General features: G+C 61.0%; 17 protein-coding genes. 9 read left to right on the top strand and 8 right to left on the bottom strand.

Features of this window, described 5'->3' with window-relative positions:
* Positions 1-1,064 precede the first annotated feature (1,064 nt).
* The 7 genes from PW947_RS09755 (at position 1,065) to PW947_RS09725 (ending at position 6,053) form a co-directional block, all read left to right on the top strand.
* On the top strand, positions 1,065-1,550 hold the full coding sequence (locus PW947_RS09755; RefSeq protein ID WP_299631243.1) for an SET domain-containing protein-lysine N-methyltransferase: 486 nt from the start codon (positions 1,065-1,067) through the stop codon (positions 1,548-1,550).
* Positions 1,551-1,750: 200 nt separating this feature from the next.
* On the top strand, positions 1,751-2,794 hold the full coding sequence (gene tehA, locus PW947_RS09750) for a dicarboxylate transporter/tellurite-resistance protein TehA (RefSeq protein ID WP_299631242.1): 1,044 nt from the start codon (positions 1,751-1,753) through the stop codon (positions 2,792-2,794).
* A 379-nt stretch (positions 2,795-3,173) separates the two neighbouring features.
* Complete coding sequence (locus PW947_RS09745) at positions 3,174-4,208, top strand: histone deacetylase family protein (protein WP_299631240.1); 1,035 nt, start codon at positions 3,174-3,176, stop codon at positions 4,206-4,208.
* Positions 4,209-4,515: 307 nt separating this feature from the next.
* Positions 4,516-4,932 carry a hypothetical protein gene (locus PW947_RS09740; protein ID WP_299631239.1) on the top strand — a complete coding sequence of 139 codons (417 nt, stop codon included), beginning with the start codon at positions 4,516-4,518 and terminating at the stop codon, positions 4,930-4,932.
* Between the two features lie 42 nt (positions 4,933-4,974).
* Positions 4,975-5,175, top strand: coding sequence for a hypothetical protein (locus tag PW947_RS09735; RefSeq protein WP_299631237.1), 201 nt, complete (start codon positions 4,975-4,977; stop codon positions 5,173-5,175).
* 195 nt (positions 5,176-5,370) lie between these two features.
* A complete protein-coding gene (locus PW947_RS09730) occupies positions 5,371-5,685 on the top strand; it encodes a hypothetical protein (RefSeq protein WP_299631235.1) in 315 nt (104 codons plus the stop codon).
* A 119-nt stretch (positions 5,686-5,804) separates the two neighbouring features.
* Entirely contained in the window at positions 5,805-6,053 is a 249-nt protein-coding gene (locus PW947_RS09725; RefSeq protein WP_299631233.1) for a hypothetical protein, read from the top strand.
* 105 nt (positions 6,054-6,158) lie between these two features.
* Here the strand turns inward: PW947_RS09725 and PW947_RS09720 are convergent, their stop codons facing one another.
* From PW947_RS09720 to garL, 4 genes are all read right to left on the bottom strand, one after another.
* Positions 6,159-6,656, bottom strand: coding sequence for a hypothetical protein (locus PW947_RS09720; protein ID WP_299631232.1), 498 nt, complete (start codon positions 6,654-6,656; stop codon positions 6,159-6,161).
* A gap of 12 nt (positions 6,657-6,668) precedes the next feature.
* A complete protein-coding gene (locus PW947_RS09715; RefSeq protein ID WP_299631231.1) occupies positions 6,669-7,547 on the bottom strand; it encodes an H-NS family nucleoid-associated regulatory protein in 879 nt (292 codons plus the stop codon).
* Between the two features lie 627 nt (positions 7,548-8,174).
* Entirely contained in the window at positions 8,175-9,068 is an 894-nt protein-coding gene (locus tag PW947_RS09710) for a 2-hydroxy-3-oxopropionate reductase (RefSeq protein WP_299631229.1), read from the bottom strand.
* Positions 9,069-9,168: 100 nt separating this feature from the next.
* Positions 9,169-9,972, bottom strand: a complete 804-nt coding sequence (gene garL / locus PW947_RS09705; RefSeq protein WP_299631227.1) for a 2-dehydro-3-deoxyglucarate aldolase — start codon at positions 9,970-9,972, stop codon at positions 9,169-9,171.
* 241 nt (positions 9,973-10,213) lie between these two features.
* On the opposite strand from garL, the gene PW947_RS09700 reads away from it, so the two are divergent.
* Positions 10,214-11,797 carry an aldehyde dehydrogenase (NADP(+)) gene (locus PW947_RS09700; RefSeq protein ID WP_299631226.1) on the top strand — a complete coding sequence of 528 codons (1,584 nt, stop codon included), beginning with the start codon at positions 10,214-10,216 and terminating at the stop codon, positions 11,795-11,797.
* 93 nt (positions 11,798-11,890) lie between these two features.
* On the opposite strand, the gene PW947_RS09695 is transcribed toward PW947_RS09700, so the two are convergent.
* The 4 genes from PW947_RS09695 to kdgD form a co-directional block, all read right to left on the bottom strand.
* A complete protein-coding gene (locus tag PW947_RS09695) occupies positions 11,891-12,637 on the bottom strand; it encodes a FadR/GntR family transcriptional regulator (RefSeq protein ID WP_299631224.1) in 747 nt (248 codons plus the stop codon).
* A gap of 423 nt (positions 12,638-13,060) precedes the next feature.
* Positions 13,061-13,267 (bottom strand): hypothetical protein, encoded by a 207-nt coding sequence (locus PW947_RS09690; protein WP_299631222.1) that lies wholly within the window; start codon positions 13,265-13,267, stop codon positions 13,061-13,063.
* 236 nt (positions 13,268-13,503) lie between these two features.
* Positions 13,504-14,859, bottom strand: coding sequence for an MFS transporter (locus tag PW947_RS09685; RefSeq protein ID WP_299631221.1), 1,356 nt, complete (start codon positions 14,857-14,859; stop codon positions 13,504-13,506).
* Positions 14,860-15,244: 385 nt separating this feature from the next.
* A complete protein-coding gene (kdgD, locus tag PW947_RS09680) occupies positions 15,245-16,162 on the bottom strand; it encodes a 5-dehydro-4-deoxyglucarate dehydratase (RefSeq protein ID WP_299630071.1) in 918 nt (305 codons plus the stop codon).
* A 209-nt stretch (positions 16,163-16,371) separates the two neighbouring features.
* On the opposite strand from kdgD, the gene garD reads away from it, so the two are divergent.
* Complete coding sequence (gene garD, locus PW947_RS09675) at positions 16,372-17,961, top strand: galactarate dehydratase (RefSeq protein ID WP_299631219.1); 1,590 nt, start codon at positions 16,372-16,374, stop codon at positions 17,959-17,961.
* The last annotated feature ends 32 nt before the right edge of the window (positions 17,962-17,993 follow it).

The raw sequence follows: 17,993 nt of genomic DNA, 5'->3' as shown, positions 1-17,993 counted from the left end.
TCGAATTCGGCCAAAGGCAAACGGCGATGCGACGTCGGCGTGACGGACAACCGTACGAACTCGCAGCACGCACTATGTGGCGAAGATTCCCAAACCCGAATTAGAGTCACCAAACTTGTGGGGAAGGGGCGCAGCATGCAATGCAAAATGGTCGAGCGGGTCGGTCAACGCGGACAGGCGAAAACGTGTCCGCAACATTCACGGTATCCGTTCTGACGCGCGTTCGGCGATGTGGAGAGGGCGCGGTGAGCGCGGACCTAAAAGGCGTTGACCGGGCGTTCTGAGCAATCGGCGCTCGGCCGTTGTCGCTGCCGTGACGGTGCAACGCGACGCGACGGAGTCGAGAACTCGGGCGCCGTAGGGTGGGGTGCAGTCACCACTGCATCCTACGAGGAGCGCGTGGCAATGGGCCGAATATCCTCATCATCAGTGTGCGGTGGACCGCGAGGCCGCCCACGCTAAGGAGTATTTGGAGATGGGAACTCGCAACGAGGAGTTCGTATCCACGCGCCGGATGCGCTTGTCATTAGCGTACCGTGGGTCGAAAGATCGTTACGCAAACAAGATTTGGGCCTTGGAGTTCTCTGCACCTCGACAGCCCGAAGCCCGCCCCTTTCGCCACCTCAACCCCCGGCGCCCCAACCCAAACCAACATCCGAACCCACACCACACCCGCCCACCCCAACATCGAACGCCCCCCCACCCCCGTGAAACAATCCATTTTCTAAAAAACACCCGCCAACCGATTGTTTTAAAAAGCCTTTATACTATAAGGGTTCGAATGTTTCACGAAGCGCGAAGCAAAATCCGCTAAATAGGCCGCAATCGGCCACTCTCCACTCGCAGCCAGTCACTCTCCACCAATCCGTAGCATCCGCAACGTAATTTGTGCGAAATCCTACGAAATCCACTCTCCAGACGCTCCAAACGCGCTAAAAATCCCGTCAACGCAGCGTCCGCGAATTACGGCGACCCATACTAAGCGTCACCAGGCGCATTGAACGGCCGCTCCCATCGCCGCGCCGGGACAAAACCAGCCAAACCCACAAGCGTTCGAGGTCACCATGCGACGGATCACCGTGAGGCGTTCTCCCGTTCACGGCAAAGGGGTGTTCGCGCTGCGCCCGATATCGAAGGGCGAGCGGATCTTCGAGTACAAAGGCGAATTGACCAGTTGGCGCGAAGCGTCGCGTCGGTATCGGCGATACGGGCAGGCCGGGCACACGTTCTACTTCGCGTTGTCGGATGGCAGGGTGATCGACGGCGGGCGCGGCGGCAACAGCGCACGATGGCTGAATCACGCGTGCGCGGCGAATTGCGAGGCGATCGAAGAAGACGGCCGGATCTTCATCGATGCCGTGGCCAATATCGAAACCGGCGACGAACTGTTTATCAGCTACGGCCTCGTCGTCGATGAACCCGTCACCGACGAAATCCGCGAACAATACGCATGCCGATGTGGCGCGCGCGCGTGCAGCCGTTCGATGCTCGGCGCGAACGCTGACGGCGAAGCCGTCGACACCGAAGCGCTCGAAGCCTCGACCGCATAAGTCCAACCAAGTCAAACCGTTCGCTTCACAGAAATCGCACGACGGCCGATGCCAACGGCCCGACCACGCGTGAGCCGCGCGAGCATATTCCTGCGCCGCCGCGGCATTCACGCACCTGGCGGCCGCGCCTAAAGTGGCTCCTGTCCGCAACGCCTGCGAATTCCCGCAGTCCGGTGCATCGAAAGTTCAGGAGGTGTGAGATGAATACGAATCGTGGTCCTATGCCGGTCGCGTTTTTCGGCATCGCTGTCGGCGCTCTGGCGCTGGCCAACGCCTGGCGCGTCGCTGTCAGAATCTGGCCGCTTCCCGCGAGCATCGCCGATGGGTTGACGCTCGCCGCGCTCGCAGTGTGGGTCGTGATCGTTGGCGCTTACGCGCACAAGTGGTTGCGTCATCCGGACGATGCACGCGCCGAGCTTAATCATCCGGTGCAATCGTCGTTCACGGCGCTGGCGCCGGTGTCGAGCATGTTGGCCGCGCTCGCGTTGCTCAACTACTCGCGATTCGCCGCACTCGCGTTGTTCGTCGTCGCTGTGGTGAGCCAGCTCGGATTGGGCGTCTATCTGCACGGACGCTTCTGGCAAGGCGGTCGCGCACCCGAACTCGTGACGCCGGCCATTTATCTGCCGACGGTCGCGCCCAGTTTCGTCGCAGCGACTGCATCGGCGGCATTCGGATGGACACACCTCGGCATGTGGTTTTTCGGTGCGGGATTGTTGTCGTGGCTCGCGATCGAATCGCTGATCCTGCATCGGGCGGCGGTGCATGATCCGATGCCCGAAGCGCTGCGCCCGGTGATCGGCATTCAGCTTGCACCGCCGTTCGTGGGTGGCGTCGCGTATCTGAGCCTGACGAGTGGCACGCCCGATATGTTCGCGCAGATTCTCTTCGGCTATGGACTGTTTCAAGCGCTGCTTCTGTTGCGTTTGTTGCCCTGGATTCGCAAGCAACCGTTCGCGCCTTCTTACTGGGCATTCAGCTTCGGCGTCGCTGCATTGCCGACCGTCGCGATGCGTTTTGTCGAGCGCGGCGCAACTGGTCCGGTGGAATGGCTCGCACCTGTCCTGTTCGTCGCTGCGAATCTCGTGATCGGTACGCTGATCGTGAAGACGCTCACGTTGCTGATTCGCGGTACGTTATTGCCGGCTGGTGTGGCACAGGCGAACGTAGCGTCGAAAGCGGCTCAAACGACGCAACCCGTTATCGCGGTAACGACCTCGGGCAAGGGCAAACTCGCGGCTTAACGGGGCGTCACGTATTCACGTCGCGCAAGGGAAGACTCACATCGTTAAAGGCGTCGTTCGTTGCACATGCAACGACGACGCCTTTCCACATTCGAACGCTCCATGCAGTAAAACGAAGCAGTTCTAACGTCAAACCATCCAAGTTTTAAAACGATAAATCCAGAGCACTCCGCACAAAATCCAGATTTATTCGGATGACGAATGGACGTCGCTTTAGCATCTTTAGCGGCTGACAGATTTGCCGAACGTAACCGGTCTGAAAGCCTGCCAACGCACTCCGCTTTTCGCTGTCGCCTGGGATTTGTTTAGAATCTGAGCGACCATAGTCGGGCGAGCGTGCAGTCGTCCATATTGCACCGGATACCTCAGGAGACACGCGATGTTGACCGTCTATAGCGACCGCCACCGATTGCATCATGGTCGCGCGGAATTGATCGATGGCGAGATGAAGCCGTGCTTTGAAATGCCGCGCCGCGCCGACTTTATCCTCGCGCGCGTGCAGCAGACCCGACTCGGCGACGTAATCGCACCGACGCCGTTCGGCCTCGATCCACTTCACCGCGTGCATAGCCGGGACTACATTGCTTTTCTTCAACGCGCATGGAGTGAGTGGCATGCGCTTGGGCGAAACCACGACGCATTGCCGCTGATCTGGCCGGTGCGCGGAATGCGGCAAGATCGTGTGCCGCAGGATATCGACGGCAAACTCGGCTACTACGCGATGGACGCCGGTGTGCCGATCACGTCGGGCACATGGGCGGCTGTCAGCGACGCCGCCGACGTCGCGTTGACCGGCGCGAGTCATGTCCGCGCCGGTGCGCGCGGTGTGTTTGCGTTATGCCGTCCGCCTGGACATCACGCGGCATCGGATTACATGGGCGGCTATTGCTACGTCAATAACGCCGCTGTCGCCGCGCAATCGTTTCTGGATGCGGGCGCACGACGCGTCGCGATACTCGATGTGGACTATCACCACGGCAACGGCACGCAGAGCATTTTCTATCATCGCGACGACGTTTTCTTCGCGTCGCTGCACGGCGATCCGCGCACCGAATATCCGTTTTTCCTCGGACACGACGATGAAACCGGCGCGGCCGCCGGCCTCGGCTTCAATGCGAATTTTCCGTTAGTGCCCGGCATTGACTGGTCGGCATATTCAGTTGCACTCGACGCCGCTTGCGCTCGCGTGGCCGCTTATGCACCGGATGCGTTGGTGGTGTCGCTCGGCGTCGATACCTTCGAACACGATCCGATCTCGCAGTTCAAGTTGCGTAGCGACGACTATCTCCGCATCGGCGAGGCGATCGGCCGACTCGGCAAACCGACCTTGTTCGTGATGGAGGGCGGTTATGCGGTCGACGCGATCGGCATCAATGCGGTCAACGTACTAAGCGGCTTCGAATCGGTCGCTTGAGTTGATGTTCGACCGAATTTGAAGCGTTGCGAATGTGGCTTTCCGACTCATTGGAGAGCGCACTCGCGATACACTTTAGTCTGTGACGTATCGTTAGCGCTCAAAGGTTTTGAGTGCGTGCGACGCGGCCACCAGACGAAACGCGTCAAGCCGGATGTCCGTCTGCTCTCGCAGCGGATTTGCCGAAAAACCTGTATGGATGTACAGTACGTTCTGTCGATCGCTTGCGGTTGCGTTTTCACCGCGTGAATCGACACGGCTTGCGAGCGCGGCTCGCCTGAGCGGCTCGCGTCAGCGCGCGTGCGATGTGTTCTTAACGGTCGGAGATACCATGTTGCGATACCTTGGATGCAGTGCTGCGTTGCTTGCTTTTGCAGGCGCGGCATTCGGCGGAGAGCGCTATGTTGAAGTCTGGAATCCGCCCGAGGCTCGCATTGCTCCGCGTACCGTCAACCGTCCGCTGCATGCAAAGAAAGTGCGTCAATCCAATGTCGCGATGGCAAACGTTTCACGCAATCGCAGCGCGGCAGCCGCGCTTAAAGACACGACCGCCACGCCTAAAGAAACGGTAGCTGGATCTAAAGATACGGCTACGCGGCGTCCTGTCAGCCAGGCGCGCACCGAACATCCCGCACTGCAACCCAACGATATTCCGCGCGCAATCACGCCAGAAGGGAACATACTGCGAGTGAGTTATCCGCCCGCAGACGGCGCGCACGAATAACGCCACGTCGAACCGTTTCCTGCTTCAACTGACGAGCCAGCCATGGAAGCCGAAAGCTATAAAGGTTACGCGATCTGGGGCCACGCAATTTTCCAGGACGGTGCGTATGCCGGCAGCGGAACGGTAACGCTTCAAAACCGGCTGATCGAAAGTTCGGGCATTCTCGATAGCTTCGATACCGAAGACAACGCACGACTCGTCGGCCTCGAATGGGCGCGCGCATGGGTCGATAGTCACGGCTGACGTCCGCTCCGTCATCGCGCATGCTGTCCGGCACGCGCGCTATCTGCACGTCGTTCAATCATCCCGATCTCTACTGCACTGCGGTAATTGTCAGTTACCAATCTGGCAGGACCGTTGCACCTGTGTCAGCCGATGACTCCTAGACTGCGAAGCGTATTCACAGTCACAGCACCTTGAGGTGCGGGGAGTCGGAACATGAAAAAGATCATCGGTGCCGCCATTGGACTCGCAGTGCTGGCCGTCTCGACTGCCGCGTCGGCGCATGTCGATGTTGCTGTCGGCCTGGGTATTCCGGGCGCTATCGTCGTGCCTGCACAACCCGTCTACGAAGGACCGCCGCCGGTCGCCTACGCGCCTCCGCCGCCGCCGGTCACACTCGCCTATGCCGATCGCGACGACTGGCGCGCGCGTGACTGGCAAGCTCGCCGCGATTGGCGCGAACGTGAATGGCGTCGTCATGAATGGCGCGAGCACGAGTGGCGCGAGCACCATGAATGGCGCGGATATTAAATGCGCGCCTCTTGATTTGAGACGACGCGTCGCCAACTGAAGCCGGGCGCCGACGCGTCTCGACGCTGATCTTCAACGCGTCGCGGAGTCTTTTTTAACCCGTCATTCAGGACGATTTCGTGAACGTAACAAGACTTCACTCTGTAGTGGTTGCAGCCGCGCTCGCGGTAGCAAGTGTAGGAACGGCACAAGCAGCCGGATGCCTGAAGGGCGCTGTCGTCGGTGGTGTGGCCGGGCATTACGCCGGGCATCACGCCGTGATCGGCGCAGTCGGTGGCTGCATGGTCGGACGTCATATGGCAAAGCAACGCGCGAAGGAAGACGCCGCGCAACGGCAAGCCGTTCAAATGCAGCCGCATTCGCCTTAACGTCACTCGCTTTAAAAAGGAAACGGGCGGCATGCGCTTTCACGTATGCCGCCCGTTTTTTACTTCTCCGGATTCCCGCGCGTGCATGCATCACGCGCGAATGCTTTAGCGAAACAGGCTGAACGCCTCTCTCAAAGCAATATCGCCGTTACCGTAGATGCCCGTCAACGTGCAATCTGTTGCGACGCATTCGAACATGGTTTTGTCGAAGGTCCAAACGAAATGACGGAGTGCCGGCGCATGCGGATCAGCTGACGGCAGCACCGACTGCATCTCTTCGACAAGCGAAGCGTCCAGCACTTCGTGCGCGCGAAACGCTTCGATGCCATGCGCGGACAACGGATGAATCTCCAGATTGTCGCTGCCTGGCACGCCAAGCCGATGAAATGCCGCCGACGGCAAAATGACCAGGCAGAACGGATCGTCGTCGGAATCGAATGGACCGAATGCGTCGAAATCGTGCGACGCAATCCGGTACACCAATGCGATTTGCCGTTCGCTGGCGATCACGAACGGCTCGGCCGCATCGGCTTCCGGAGACGGGATGGACGTTAGCAGGACGACACGGTCTTGATGATGCTGATCGTCAGGAGTGGCGTTCATCTCGCGCTAGCGTCAAACGGCTTGCGCGGTTGCGGCTTCCGGCGCCGCACTCACGGGTGCCGCGACGGGAGCGGCCGACACCTTCTTTGCAGCGACCTTACGCGGCGCTGCTTTTTTCACGACCGGTTTCTTTGCAGCGACTTTCTTCGCAGCGGGCTTAACAGCAGACTTGACTGCCTTGACCGCGGCTTTCGCGCTAACGGCGGCCTTCTTGACCGGCGCTTTCTTCGCAATTGCTTTCTTTGCCGTCACGACTTTCTTCGCCGCTGCCTTGCGTCCGACGCTACCCGTCTTGCCCGCAACTTTGGCCTTGACCGCTTTAGCGACCGGCTTTGCACTGGCGACCGCAGCCGCTGCGCCGTCGATCAGAAAACGCGTGCGGTCTTTAGCGGCAACCAGCCATGCGGGCGCCGGGCCGCGACCACTCCACGTTGCGCCGGAAACCGGATCTTTGTACTTCGCCGGTTGCGGACCTTTCTTTTGGCCTTTCAATTGCGTCTTCGCAACCGATGCTTTCGGACCTGCCTTAGCGGCCGACGCACTCGTTGCCGCCGCGCTGCCGTCGATCAGGAAACGGGTGCGGTCTTTGACATTGGCGATCCACTTCGGCGGACGAGCGTGGCCACTCCAGGTTGCGCCCGTTTTAGGATCGCGATATTTTGCAACCAGCTTGCCCTTGCTCGCGCCATTCGTGGATGCGCCCAATTCGCCGGCGGCTTTAGCGTCACGACGCGCTTTGGCTTTGGCTTCAATATCTTCTGTCGTCAGGCCGTGCTTGATCATCAGCGTGCGAATCTGGTCGACTGCCGCTTGCGCTTTCTTTGCGATCATTGCGTCGGCCTGAGCTTGCAGCTTCTTCACGCGTGCCTGGATTTGTTCTAGAGTTGCCATTTTGAACCTCCTCTGTAATCGATAACTCCCGCACTATGCCACGGCCGTACTGGCAAACGCCACGCATTTCGGGCGTTTAGCGGACTCTACGCAACACGGCTTAAGGCATTCATCGGTATTGCTTAATCCGTTGTAGAGCAATTCGGCGTGGAGTGCCGTTAAATTTAAGTACAGGGAAACCCCGCATTCTTTGAAAGCAATGCTCGCTATTCGTTCAGTGCAATCTCATGCATTGCGCGATGCGAATCGTTTGGACAGAAATGCCCGGCAAACCATCAATGTTATGAATAATCGTTACAGGCATGGCTTTTAGTTCGCCGACGATGCATCAGGACCGTGTTTGAAAAGTCCGCATTCGCTATGGCATCCGAATAAATGCACACGCACGGGTCGTGCAATTCGCATCGTCCGTGACTGCGTGAATTCACTGGGCACAGTGACGTGGCACACGCCACGCCATCACGCGCACGCGATCGCAACACGATGCGGGTGGCGAAAGGGAGGGAAATAAAGCGGGGGAGTGAGACCGACTGAAGTACGCGGCCCGACGTGAAAGCGGGATCGAAAGCCGCGTACCGAACTGAAAGACTGACGGAAAAATGCAGCGCGAAATGCAGGAAGTCGCGCTTAAGCGACCGGCTGACCGATCTCGTGATTCGCTAGCATTTCGAGTGCGCGAACCATTGCCGAGTGATCCCAGGCTTTGCCGCCATGCGCGGTGCACGCATTGAACAGCGCCTGGCAGGTTGCGGTGTTCGGCAGCGAAACGCCCAGCGCTTGCGCGGTCGACAATGCAAGATTCAGATCCTTTTGATGCAACTCGATCCGGAAGCCCGGATCGAATGTCCGCTTGGTCATCCGCTCGCCGTGTACTTCGAGAATGCGCGATGACGCAAAGCCGCCCATCAATGCCCCCCTGACACGCGACGCATCGACGCCCGCTTTCGATGCCAGCAGCAACGCTTCGCCGACCGCTTCGATGGTGGCCGCGACGATCACCTGATTCGCGACCTTGCAGACCTGGCCGGCCCCCACATCGCCGATCAACGTGACGTTTTTGCCCATCATGTCGAACAGCGGTTTGACGCTGTCGAAGCTCGCTTGCGTGCCGCCGACCATGATCGTCAGCGACGCGGCTTTCGCGCCGACTTCGCCGCCCGACACCGGCGCGTCGAGATATTCGGCGCCGCTTTCGCGTACGCGCGCGGCGAACTCGCGGGTCGCCATCGGCGAGATCGAACTCATGTCCACGACGGTTTGACCTGCGCGCAAGGACGCCGCGAGTCCGTGCTCGCCGAACAAAACGCGCTCTACGTCCGGCGTATCCGGCACCATGATGAAGATCACGTCGGCTTTGGTCGCGACGTCGGCCGGACTGTTACACGGCACCGCGCCCGCTTGCGTCAGGTCGTCGGGCACGCCGCTGCGCGTAAAGGCCGCTAGCGCAACGCCGTTCTTAAGAAGATTCGCGGCCATGGGTTTGCCCATAATGCCGAGTCCGATAAAGCCTGCTTTTTGCATGATGTTCTCCTGAGAGTCTGGCGCGTGCGATCACGACGCGCTTAACGATGGATGAGCCATAGATGCGCAAAGAACCAGTGCGGCGTCCGCACCGGTTCTTCTAGCGACGAATGAAGTGCTGCTGGACGGATTGCGCTGCGCCCTTGAGTAAACCCATGTCGGCGCAAACCGACACGACGCGGCAACCCATCGACAGATAGCGTTCGGCGTCGGCCTGTTGCGGCGCGAGAATGCCCGACGCCTTGCCGCCCGCCTGCGCGCGTTCGAAGATATGTGCGATGGCCTGTTGCACGTCGGGATGATTGGGATTGCCGAGTTGACCGAATGCCGCGGCAAGATCGGACGGACCGACGAACACCGCGTCGACACCGTCCACCGCGACGATCGCGTCGATCGCCTCGACGGCTTTCGTGCTTTCGATCTGCGCGATCACGCAGACGTTGTCGTTAGCGATCTTGAAGTAATCCGGCACGGTCGCGAACCGGTTGCCGCGATGACTGACCGACACGCCGCGGATTCCATACGGCGGATAGCGGGTCGCGGCGACCGCGCGCGCGGCGTCGTCGGGATTGTCGACGAAGGGGATGAGCAGATTGGAAAAGCCGCTGTCGAGGAGTCGCTTGATAAAGACGCTGTCGTTGGCAGGCGGCCGCACGACCGGCGCGCTCCGACTGTCCTTCAGCGCCATCAATTGCGGAATCAGCGTCAGGACATCGTTGGGCGCATGTTCGGCGTCGAGCAGAATCCAGTCGAATCCGATCACCCCGAGCAACTCGGTAACGACCGGACTCGCCAGCGACGACCACGCGCCGATCAGCGTTTCACCGCCGCACACCGCGCGTCGGAAAGAGTTGGGCAAAGCTTGATACGGTTGACCAGCGTGAAGCGGTGCGGCAGTTGCCATGACGGACTCCTCCAGCAACGATTGATGGGACCGGGATCGGTTCGCACCGCGCAAACGGCATGGACCGTTATAAGTCGTCGTACATCATGGTTTGAGACTAGCATCCGCATTCGCGCGCACGGTAGGGCTGTTAACCCGAATGCTCGATAATTTCCCGAATGAAACCGCGTCGATCTTGTCTCCGTACCGGTAAATGTTGTAGGATGACTGATCACGATTCATGCCCATCAAGGAGACCCGAATGTCTATTACTGGCGAAATGCTGATTGGCCGCAACGCGGTGCGCGGCACTGAAAAAGCGCTGCACGCGTTCAATCCCACGACGGGCGCCGACATCGCCGAGCCGGTGTTCGGTTCGGGCACGGTCGACAACGTCAATGCAGCGTGTGAACTGGCCGGCAACGCGTTCGACGCCTATCGCGGCTTGCCGCTGACGGTGCGCGCCGAATTTCTGGAACGCATCGCCGACGGCATCGCCGCACTCGGCGACGCGTTGATCCAGCGCGCGCACGAAGAATCCGGTTTGCCGAAAGCGCGCCTCGAAGGCGAGCGCGGCCGTACGACCGGTCAGTTGAAGCTGTTCGCGCAAGTGGTGCGTGCGGGTCAATGGCTGGGCGCGACGCTCGATTCGCCGTTGCCGGAGCGCAAGCCGCTGCCGCGTTCGGATCTGCGCATGCAGAAGATTGGTCTCGGCCCGGTGGCCGTGTTCGGCGCGAGCAATTTCCCGCTGGCGTTTTCGGTTGCAGGCGGCGATACGGCTGCGGCGCTCGCGGCAGGATGTCCGGTGGTCGTGAAGGCGCATCGCGCTCATCTGGGCACCTCGGAAATGGTCGGTCGCGTGATCCAGCAGGTCGCGCAGCAAATGGATCTGCCCGAAGGCGTGTTCTCGATGATCGTCGGTGCGGGCAATTCGGTCGGCGAAGCGCTGGTTGCGCATCCGGCGATCAAGGCGGTCGGTTTCACGGGTTCGCGCGCGGGCGGTTTGTCGCTGATGCGCGTCGCGGCTGCGCGTCCCGAGCCGATTCCGGTCTACGCGGAAATGAGCAGCATCAACCCGGTGTTCCTGATGCCGGCGGCGCTGGCTGCACGCGGCGAGACGGTTGCACGCGGTTTCGTCGATTCGCTGGTGCTCGGCGCCGGTCAGTTCTGCACGAATCCGGGCCTCGCAATCGCTATCGATAGCGACGCGCTGAAGGCGTTCGTCGCGACGGCATCCGACGCGCTGACGGTCAAACCGGCTCAAACGATGCTGACGAGCGGTATCCATGCTGCTTACGAAGAAGGCGAAAACAAGCTGGCGGGCACGAAGGGTGTCGAAGCTGTCGCGCGCGGCGCGGCACCGACCGGCCCGACGCAGGCACGCGCTGCACTGTTCGTCACCGATGCAAAGACTTTCCTCGCGACGCCCGCGCTCGAAGACGAAGTGTTCGGCCCGGTGTCGACGGTCGTGACGTGCAAGGACGAAGCGGAATGGCTGGCGGTTGCCGAGCACTTTGCCGGTCAGTTGACGGCCACGCTGCAAATGGATGCCGACGATCTCGCCGCTGCGCAAAAACTGCTGCCGATTCTCGAACGCAAGGCGGGCCGCATTCTGGTGAACGGCTACCCGACCGGCGTCGAGGTGTCGCACGCGATGGTGCATGGCGGCCCGTTCCCGGCAACGTCGGATAGCCGCGTGACGTCGGTCGGCACGACGTCGATCGAGCGCTTCCTGCGTCCGGTCTGCTATCAGGATTTCCCGGCTGGTCTGGTGCCGCAAGCGCTGGCGGACAGCAATCCGCTCGATTTGTGGCGTCGTCGGGATGGCGAAATCACGCGCAGCTAATGGGCGATAGCCGTGGCGCGATCCGCGTCGCGGCATAAAAAAATGGCCGGGGTCTCGCAGACCCCGGCCATTTTTTATGTGCGCTCGCGATGCTCAGCGCGCGGGCATGCCCGCAGCTTCGTTCGCCTTGCGAAGCCGTTCGCGGCTGTTCGACAGATGCATGCGCATCGCGGCGCGGGCGCCGTCGGCGTCGTGCCGCGAGATCGCTTCGAGAATGCTCTCGTGTTCGAGATTCACCAGCGACAGATACGCGTCCGGTTCCGCGTGCGCGATGCCCGCCGAATCGATGCGCTTGCGCGGAATCAGCGCGCTGCCCAGCTGCGTGAGGATGTCGACGAAGTAGCGATTGCCCGTGGAGCGCGCGACCGAAATATGAAACTGCAGATCGGCTTCGACACTGTCGCGGCCGTTGCGGCGGGTGGCGTCGAGCGCGTCGAGCGCCGCGCGCATCCGCGCCACGTCTTCCGGTTGCGCACGTTGTGCCGCGAGGCCCGCGCATTCGGTTTCGAGGCTGATACGCAATTCGAGGATGGACAGCACGTCGCGCAAGGTCGTGGCCGGCACCATGTCGATACCGAGCTTTTCTTGCGGCGGTTCGAGCACGAAGCTGCCGATACCATGCCGCGTCTCGATGACATTGCCCGCTTGCAAACGCGAGATCGCCTCACGAATGACCGTGCGGCTGACGCTGAGCGTCGCCATCAATTGCGACTCGGTGGGAAGTTTGTCGCCGGGCTTCAGCGATTCCGACGCGATCTGCTCGCTGACGTAGTTCACGACGAACTCGGCGAGGTTGCGAGCGCGTCGTGGTGGCGAAGCCGAAACCAGAGGTGTTGCCATCGAAAACGCTCCCGAATCAAATAGTTGCCAATACTGTATGACACCAATTATACCGTCGTCTGACGACTGATAATACGGGATGCGCGGGGTTTCGACGTGCGCTTCCGGCTTATAGGCGCGGCCGTTGGCTATTCGCCGCGCGGCGGATAGCACGCCCGGACGACGAGATTCGTACGAAGGAAATACGATGACTTGCGCGCTGACACGATGCGTATCGGCTTAAAGCGGGACGAGCGAAGCGGGAGAGTGACGGGAAACCGTCAGAAGGACGACGCGGCGCCGCGCGGCATATGAAGCGGCTGGCGACCCGAGGCGCGCGGATTTGTCGCGCGCCAAAAGCTGAAGCGAATTGCAACCGGACCGCGCGGACGGCGGTGCGATTAAAGCTGAACGAACGTTGCCCCGACTGGCGAGGCGTAGCGCTTAACGGTCGCCGTGAACGCGGACGCGAACCGGCACCAGTTGCGCCGACTTGTTCAGCGTATTGCCGAAGCCCGCTGCCAGCATCATTTCCAGTTCCGCATGACGCTCGAACGACGCGCGGAAATCACGCAGCAGAGCGATGACACGCGACTTCAGGCTGGTCGAACGTGCTTGGGTTGCGGAACGGATGTGCGATGCGCTTGCCATGGAAAACCTCTGATTAGGGTGCCTAGGGTTAATACCTAGTTGGTTTCCCTAATGTAGCGATCCGCGTGGAGATTGTCCAGCAATTTAAATAGGATCAGTCCGATTTGTCGCAGCAGGCCGACGTCGCCCGCTCGCGCGGATCGATGGGCGGCGGCGTAAACGAAAAATCCCCGGTTCCAGGAACCGGGGATCGAGTGAATCGCAAGCGCGAATGGGCGTCGCGCGACGCCCGACGGTCAGTGCAATTCGACGCGCTTGATGTCTTTGACGATCACCAGATAGGCGAACACCGTCAGCAGCGCATTGAAGCCGACGAACACCAGCGCGCCGTTGAACGAGCCGGTTTTCGCGACCAGATAGCCGATCACGATCGGCGTGACGATACCGGCGATATTGCCGAACATATTGAAGATCGAACCGGACAGGCCGATCGCTTCCTTCGGCGACGTGTCCGCAACGACCGCCCAGCCCAGCGCGCCGATGCCCTTGCCGAAGAACGCCAGCGACATCAGCGCGACGACGACCCAATCGGTCGTCACATAATTACAGCCGATGATGCACGCCGACAGCAGCATCCCGCCGACGATCGGCACTTTCCGCGCGATCGTCAGCGAATGTCCGTGGCGAATCAGCGAATCCGACAGAATGCCGCCGAGCACACCACCGGAAAAGCCGCAGATCGCAGGCAGCGACGCCACCAGTCCGGCTTGCAGAATCGTCATTCCGCGCGCCTGAACGAGATAAATCGGAAACCACGTCAGGAAGAAATACGTCAGAACGTTGATGCAGTATTGCGCGAGATAGACACCGAGCAGCATCCGGTTGCCCAGCAACTGACGCACGGTCGACCAGCTCGCGCCACGGACGGCGCTCGCGTTGCCCGCGCCGGCTTCCGCGCGGGTGTGACCGTTCACGACGCCGCCACCCTGCTCGATATAGTCGAGTTCGGCGCGATTCACGCGCGGATGGCTCGCCGGATTCTTCATCACCTTCAGCCATGTCAGCGCGAGCAGCACGCCGGCGACGCCCATCACGATATAAACGTGATGCCAGCCGAATGCGTGCGTGAGCCAGGCCATCAGCGGCGTGAAGATCACCGCCGCGAAGTATTGCGCGGAGTTGAAAATCGCGGACGCCGTGCCGCGCTCGGTGGTCGGAAACCAGCTTGCGACCACTTTGGCGTTGGCCGGAAACGCCGGCGATTCCGCCGCGCCCATCGCGAAGCGCAGCACGAACAAGCCGGTGACGGCGGCCGCCGCGCTGCCCAGCAGACCGATCGAGCTTTGCAGTAACGTGAACAGCGACCAGAAGAAGATGCTCGCGGCGTAGACGCGCCGCGCGCCGAAGCGGTCGAGCAGCCAGCCGGCCGGCAATTGCGACAGCACGTAGGCCCAGCTGAACGCGGAGAAGATGTAGCCCATCCGGATTGCATCGAAGCCGAACTCGGCGCGCATCGCGGAACCGGTCACGGACAACGTCGCGCGATCCGCGTAGTTGAACGTCGTGATGAGAAAAACCAGTAGCAGAATCGTGTAGCGGACGTTCGTGCGTTTGGCAACGTCGGTACGGCTCGCCGTGCGGCTCATTTCCATGATGATTTCCTGAAATCCGGACGCGGGAGAACAGCTTCCCAAGCTCCGATGCCGTCGACAGGTAGGGCCTTATGAACCGTCCGTTCGAAATCGGTCATCGTACAACAATTTTAACCGTCTACCGGGTCGTCAAGATAGTGAGGGTTTTCCCTCTTGGTGCATAAAAGCCCTTTAAATAAGCGCCACGCGCGTTACGGATAGCGAGTTTTGACGCGCATTACGACGGCTTGAGCACGGGCAAGTTACGAAAAAAATCGCGAAGACAGATATGTTGTCGTATGACGATCGGCTCATCGTCCGCATTGTTCGGAGGCAACGCTCGCGCGCCCATAAAAAAACGCCCGCGACGTTTCCGTCGCGGGCGTTTTTGCGGGTGCTGCGCCGCTTACTGCGCGCCGAGCTTCTTGATCAGCACGTCGAGCTGGCTCATTTCGTCGTCGGTCAGGTCGGTCAGCGGTGCGCGCACCGGACCTGCATCGTGACCGACCAGCTTCGCGCCGGCCTTCACGATGCTGACCGCGTAGCCCGCACGGCGGTTGCGGATCGCCAGGTACGGCAGGAAGAATTCGTCGATCAGCTTGCCGACGGTCGCGTGATCGTCCGCGGCGATCGCGCGGTAGAAGTCCATCGCGGTCTTCGGGATGAAGTTGAACACCGCCGACGAATACACCGGCACGCCAAGCGCCTTGTACGCTGCTGCGTAGACTTCCGCGGTCGGCAGGCCGCCGAGATACGAGAAACGGTCGCCCAGACGACGACGGATCGTCACCATGTTTTCGATCTCGCCCACGCCGTCCTTGAAGCCGATCAGGTTCGGGCAACGGTCCGCCAGACGCTCGAGCATGTCGGCGTTCAGCTTCGAATTGGCGCGGTTATAGATAATCACGCCCATGTTCGGCACCGACTTGCAGACTTCTTCTGCGTGCAGCGCGATCCCGTCCTGCGAGGCTTCGGTCAGGTAATGCGGCATCAGCAGGATGCCGTTTGCGCCGTTGCGCTCGGCTTCCTGCGCATAGGCAATCGCCACGCGCGTCGGGCCGCCGGCACCGGCGAGGATCGGCACCTTGCCCTTGCAGACTTCGGTCGCGGTGCGCACGACGTTGGTGTAGTCGCTATGCGTGAGCGAGAAGAATTCGCCCGTGCCGCCTGCCACGAACAGCGCCGACGCGCCATACGGCGCGAGCCATTCGAGGCGCTGCGCATACGTATCGGCGCGGAAGTCGCCCTTCGCATCGAAGTCGGTCACGGGGAAAGACAGCAGGCCTTCGGAAACGATCTGCTTGAGTTCTTGCGGTGTCGTCATGATTTGGATGTCCCAGGCAACAAGTTCGGATTGAGTCAGTTCTTATACGTCATCGTACAACAAGGCGAAGGGCACATCAACCGTGATTTCCAGCGATAATATGGGTTATAGGGTAAATACGGAAACCGGACGACAGATCGTATGTTGTAGGATGACGTATGAATTCGCCAGATAAGGTAGGCGCGCGTGCGCCACTAAGGATCGATCTAATGGAACAGTCTCCGCTTTACATTCGCGTGCATCCCAACGACAACGTCGCGATCGTGGTCAACGACGGCGGTCTGGGCGAGGGCGCGACCTTTCCGGATGGTCTCGTGCTGCGCGAGCGCGTGCCGCAGGGCCACAAGGTTGCGCTCGCGGATCTCGCGGAAGGCGATGAAGTCGTCCGCTATAACGTGGTGATCGGCTATGCGCTGAAGTCGCTGCCCAAGGGCAGCTGGATCAACGAGCACGTCATCCGGATGCCGACGCCGCCGGGCCTCGAAGACCTGCCGATCGCCACCATCCAGGCGCCCGTGATGCCGCCGCTCGAAGGCTATACGTTCGAGGGTTACCGGAACGTGGACGGCTCGGTCGGCTCGCGCAACATTCTCGCTATCACGACGACGGTTCAGTGCGTCGCCGACGTGGTGCAGCACGCGGTTGCGCGTATCAAGACCGAATTGCTGCCGAACTATCCGAACGTCGACGACGTCGTGGGTCTCGGCCATACCTACGGTTGCGGCGTCGCGATCGACGCGCCCGACGCGATGGTGCCGATCCGCACCGTGCGCAATATCAGCCTGAACCCGAATTTCGGCGGCGAAGTGATGATGGTCAGCCTCGGTTGCGAAAAGCTGCAACCTGAGCGCCTGATGCCGCCCGGCACGATCCCGATTGCCGCCGCGCCCGACATGGCGAACGTCGCGGACGTCGGCGACATGGCTGCGGATCTGAACGGCGATGTCGTCGTGCTTCAGGACGACAACCATGTCGGCTTCGCGTCGATGATCGACTCGATCATGAAAATGGCCGACGGCCATCTGAAGCGGCTGAACAATCGCCGTCGCGAAACCTGCCCGGCGTCGGATCTGGTGATCGGCGTGCAGTGCGGCGGCAGCGACGCATTTTCGGGGCTGACCGCCAATCCGGCGGTCGGTTTCGCGACCGACCTTTTGGTGCGTGCGGGCGCGACCGTGATGTTCTCCGAAGTCACCGAAGTGCGTGACGGCGTCGATCAGTTGACGGCGCGCGCGGCGAATCCGGAAGTCGCAGCGGCGATCATCCGCGAGATGCAGTGGTACGACGATTATCTGAAGCGCGGTGGCGCGGATCGCAGCGCGAACACCACGCCTGGCAACAAGAAAGGCGGCCTGTCGAACATCGTCGAAAAGGCGATGGGCTCGATCATCAAGTCGGGCAATTCGGCAATCTCCGGCGTGCTGTCGCCCGGTGAAAAGGTTCGTCAGAAAGGCTTGATCTACGCGGCGACGCCCGCCAGCGACTTCATCTGCGGCACGCTGCAACTGGCGGCCGGCATCAACCTGCACGTGTTCACGACCGGTCGCGGCACGCCGTACAGCCTCGCGGAAGTGCCGGTGATCAAGGTCGCGACGCGTAGCGATCTCGCGCGCCGCTGGCATGACCTGATGGACATCAACGCGGGCACGATCGCGACGGGCGATGCCAGCATCGAAGACGTGGGTTGGGAGCTGTTCCGCCTGATGCTCGACGTGGCCAGCGGGCGCAAGGAAACCTGCGCCGAGAAGCTGAAGCTGCACAATGCGCTGGCGCTGTTCAACCCGGCGCCGGTGACCTGAAGCGTCGGCGCGTTTTCGCTGTCGGCACGTAA

The sequence above is a fragment of the Paraburkholderia sp. genome, assembly GCF_028283785.1.
GTDB lineage: Bacteria > Pseudomonadota > Gammaproteobacteria > Burkholderiales > Burkholderiaceae > Paraburkholderia.
Note: the sequence above shows the minus strand (reverse complement) of the source record. Positions and strands in the feature narration are given on the sequence as shown.

Bases quoted from the DNA above. Each gene is read 5' to 3' on its own strand.
- PW947_RS09755 (WP_299631243.1), top strand. From the start codon at position 1,065: ATGCGACGGATCACCGTGAGGCGTTCTCCCGTTCACGGCAAAGGGGTG.
- tehA (WP_299631242.1), top strand. From the start codon at position 1,751: ATGAATACGAATCGTGGTCCTATGCCGGTCGCGTTTTTCGGCATCGCT.
- PW947_RS09745 (WP_299631240.1), top strand. From the start codon at position 3,174: ATGTTGACCGTCTATAGCGACCGCCACCGATTGCATCATGGTCGCGCG.
- PW947_RS09735 (WP_299631237.1), top strand. From the start codon at position 4,975: ATGGAAGCCGAAAGCTATAAAGGTTACGCGATCTGGGGCCACGCAATT.
- PW947_RS09730 (WP_299631235.1), top strand. From the start codon at position 5,371: ATGAAAAAGATCATCGGTGCCGCCATTGGACTCGCAGTGCTGGCCGTC.
- PW947_RS09720 (WP_299631232.1), bottom strand. From the start codon at position 6,656: ATGAACGCCACTCCTGACGATCAGCATCATCAAGACCGTGTCGTCCTG.
- PW947_RS09715 (WP_299631231.1), bottom strand. From the start codon at position 7,547: ATGGCAACTCTAGAACAAATCCAGGCACGCGTGAAGAAGCTGCAAGCT.
- PW947_RS09710 (WP_299631229.1), bottom strand. From the start codon at position 9,068: ATGCAAAAAGCAGGCTTTATCGGACTCGGCATTATGGGCAAACCCATG.
- garL (WP_299631227.1), bottom strand. From the start codon at position 9,972: ATGGCAACTGCCGCACCGCTTCACGCTGGTCAACCGTATCAAGCTTTG.
- PW947_RS09700 (WP_299631226.1), top strand. From the start codon at position 10,214: ATGTCTATTACTGGCGAAATGCTGATTGGCCGCAACGCGGTGCGCGGC.
- PW947_RS09695 (WP_299631224.1), bottom strand. From the start codon at position 12,637: ATGGCAACACCTCTGGTTTCGGCTTCGCCACCACGACGCGCTCGCAAC.
- PW947_RS09690 (WP_299631222.1), bottom strand. From the start codon at position 13,267: ATGGCAAGCGCATCGCACATCCGTTCCGCAACCCAAGCACGTTCGACC.
- PW947_RS09685 (WP_299631221.1), bottom strand. From the start codon at position 14,859: ATGGAAATGAGCCGCACGGCGAGCCGTACCGACGTTGCCAAACGCACG.
- kdgD (WP_299630071.1), bottom strand. From the start codon at position 16,162: ATGACGACACCGCAAGAACTCAAGCAGATCGTTTCCGAAGGCCTGCTG.
- garD (WP_299631219.1), top strand. From the start codon at position 16,372: ATGGAACAGTCTCCGCTTTACATTCGCGTGCATCCCAACGACAACGTC.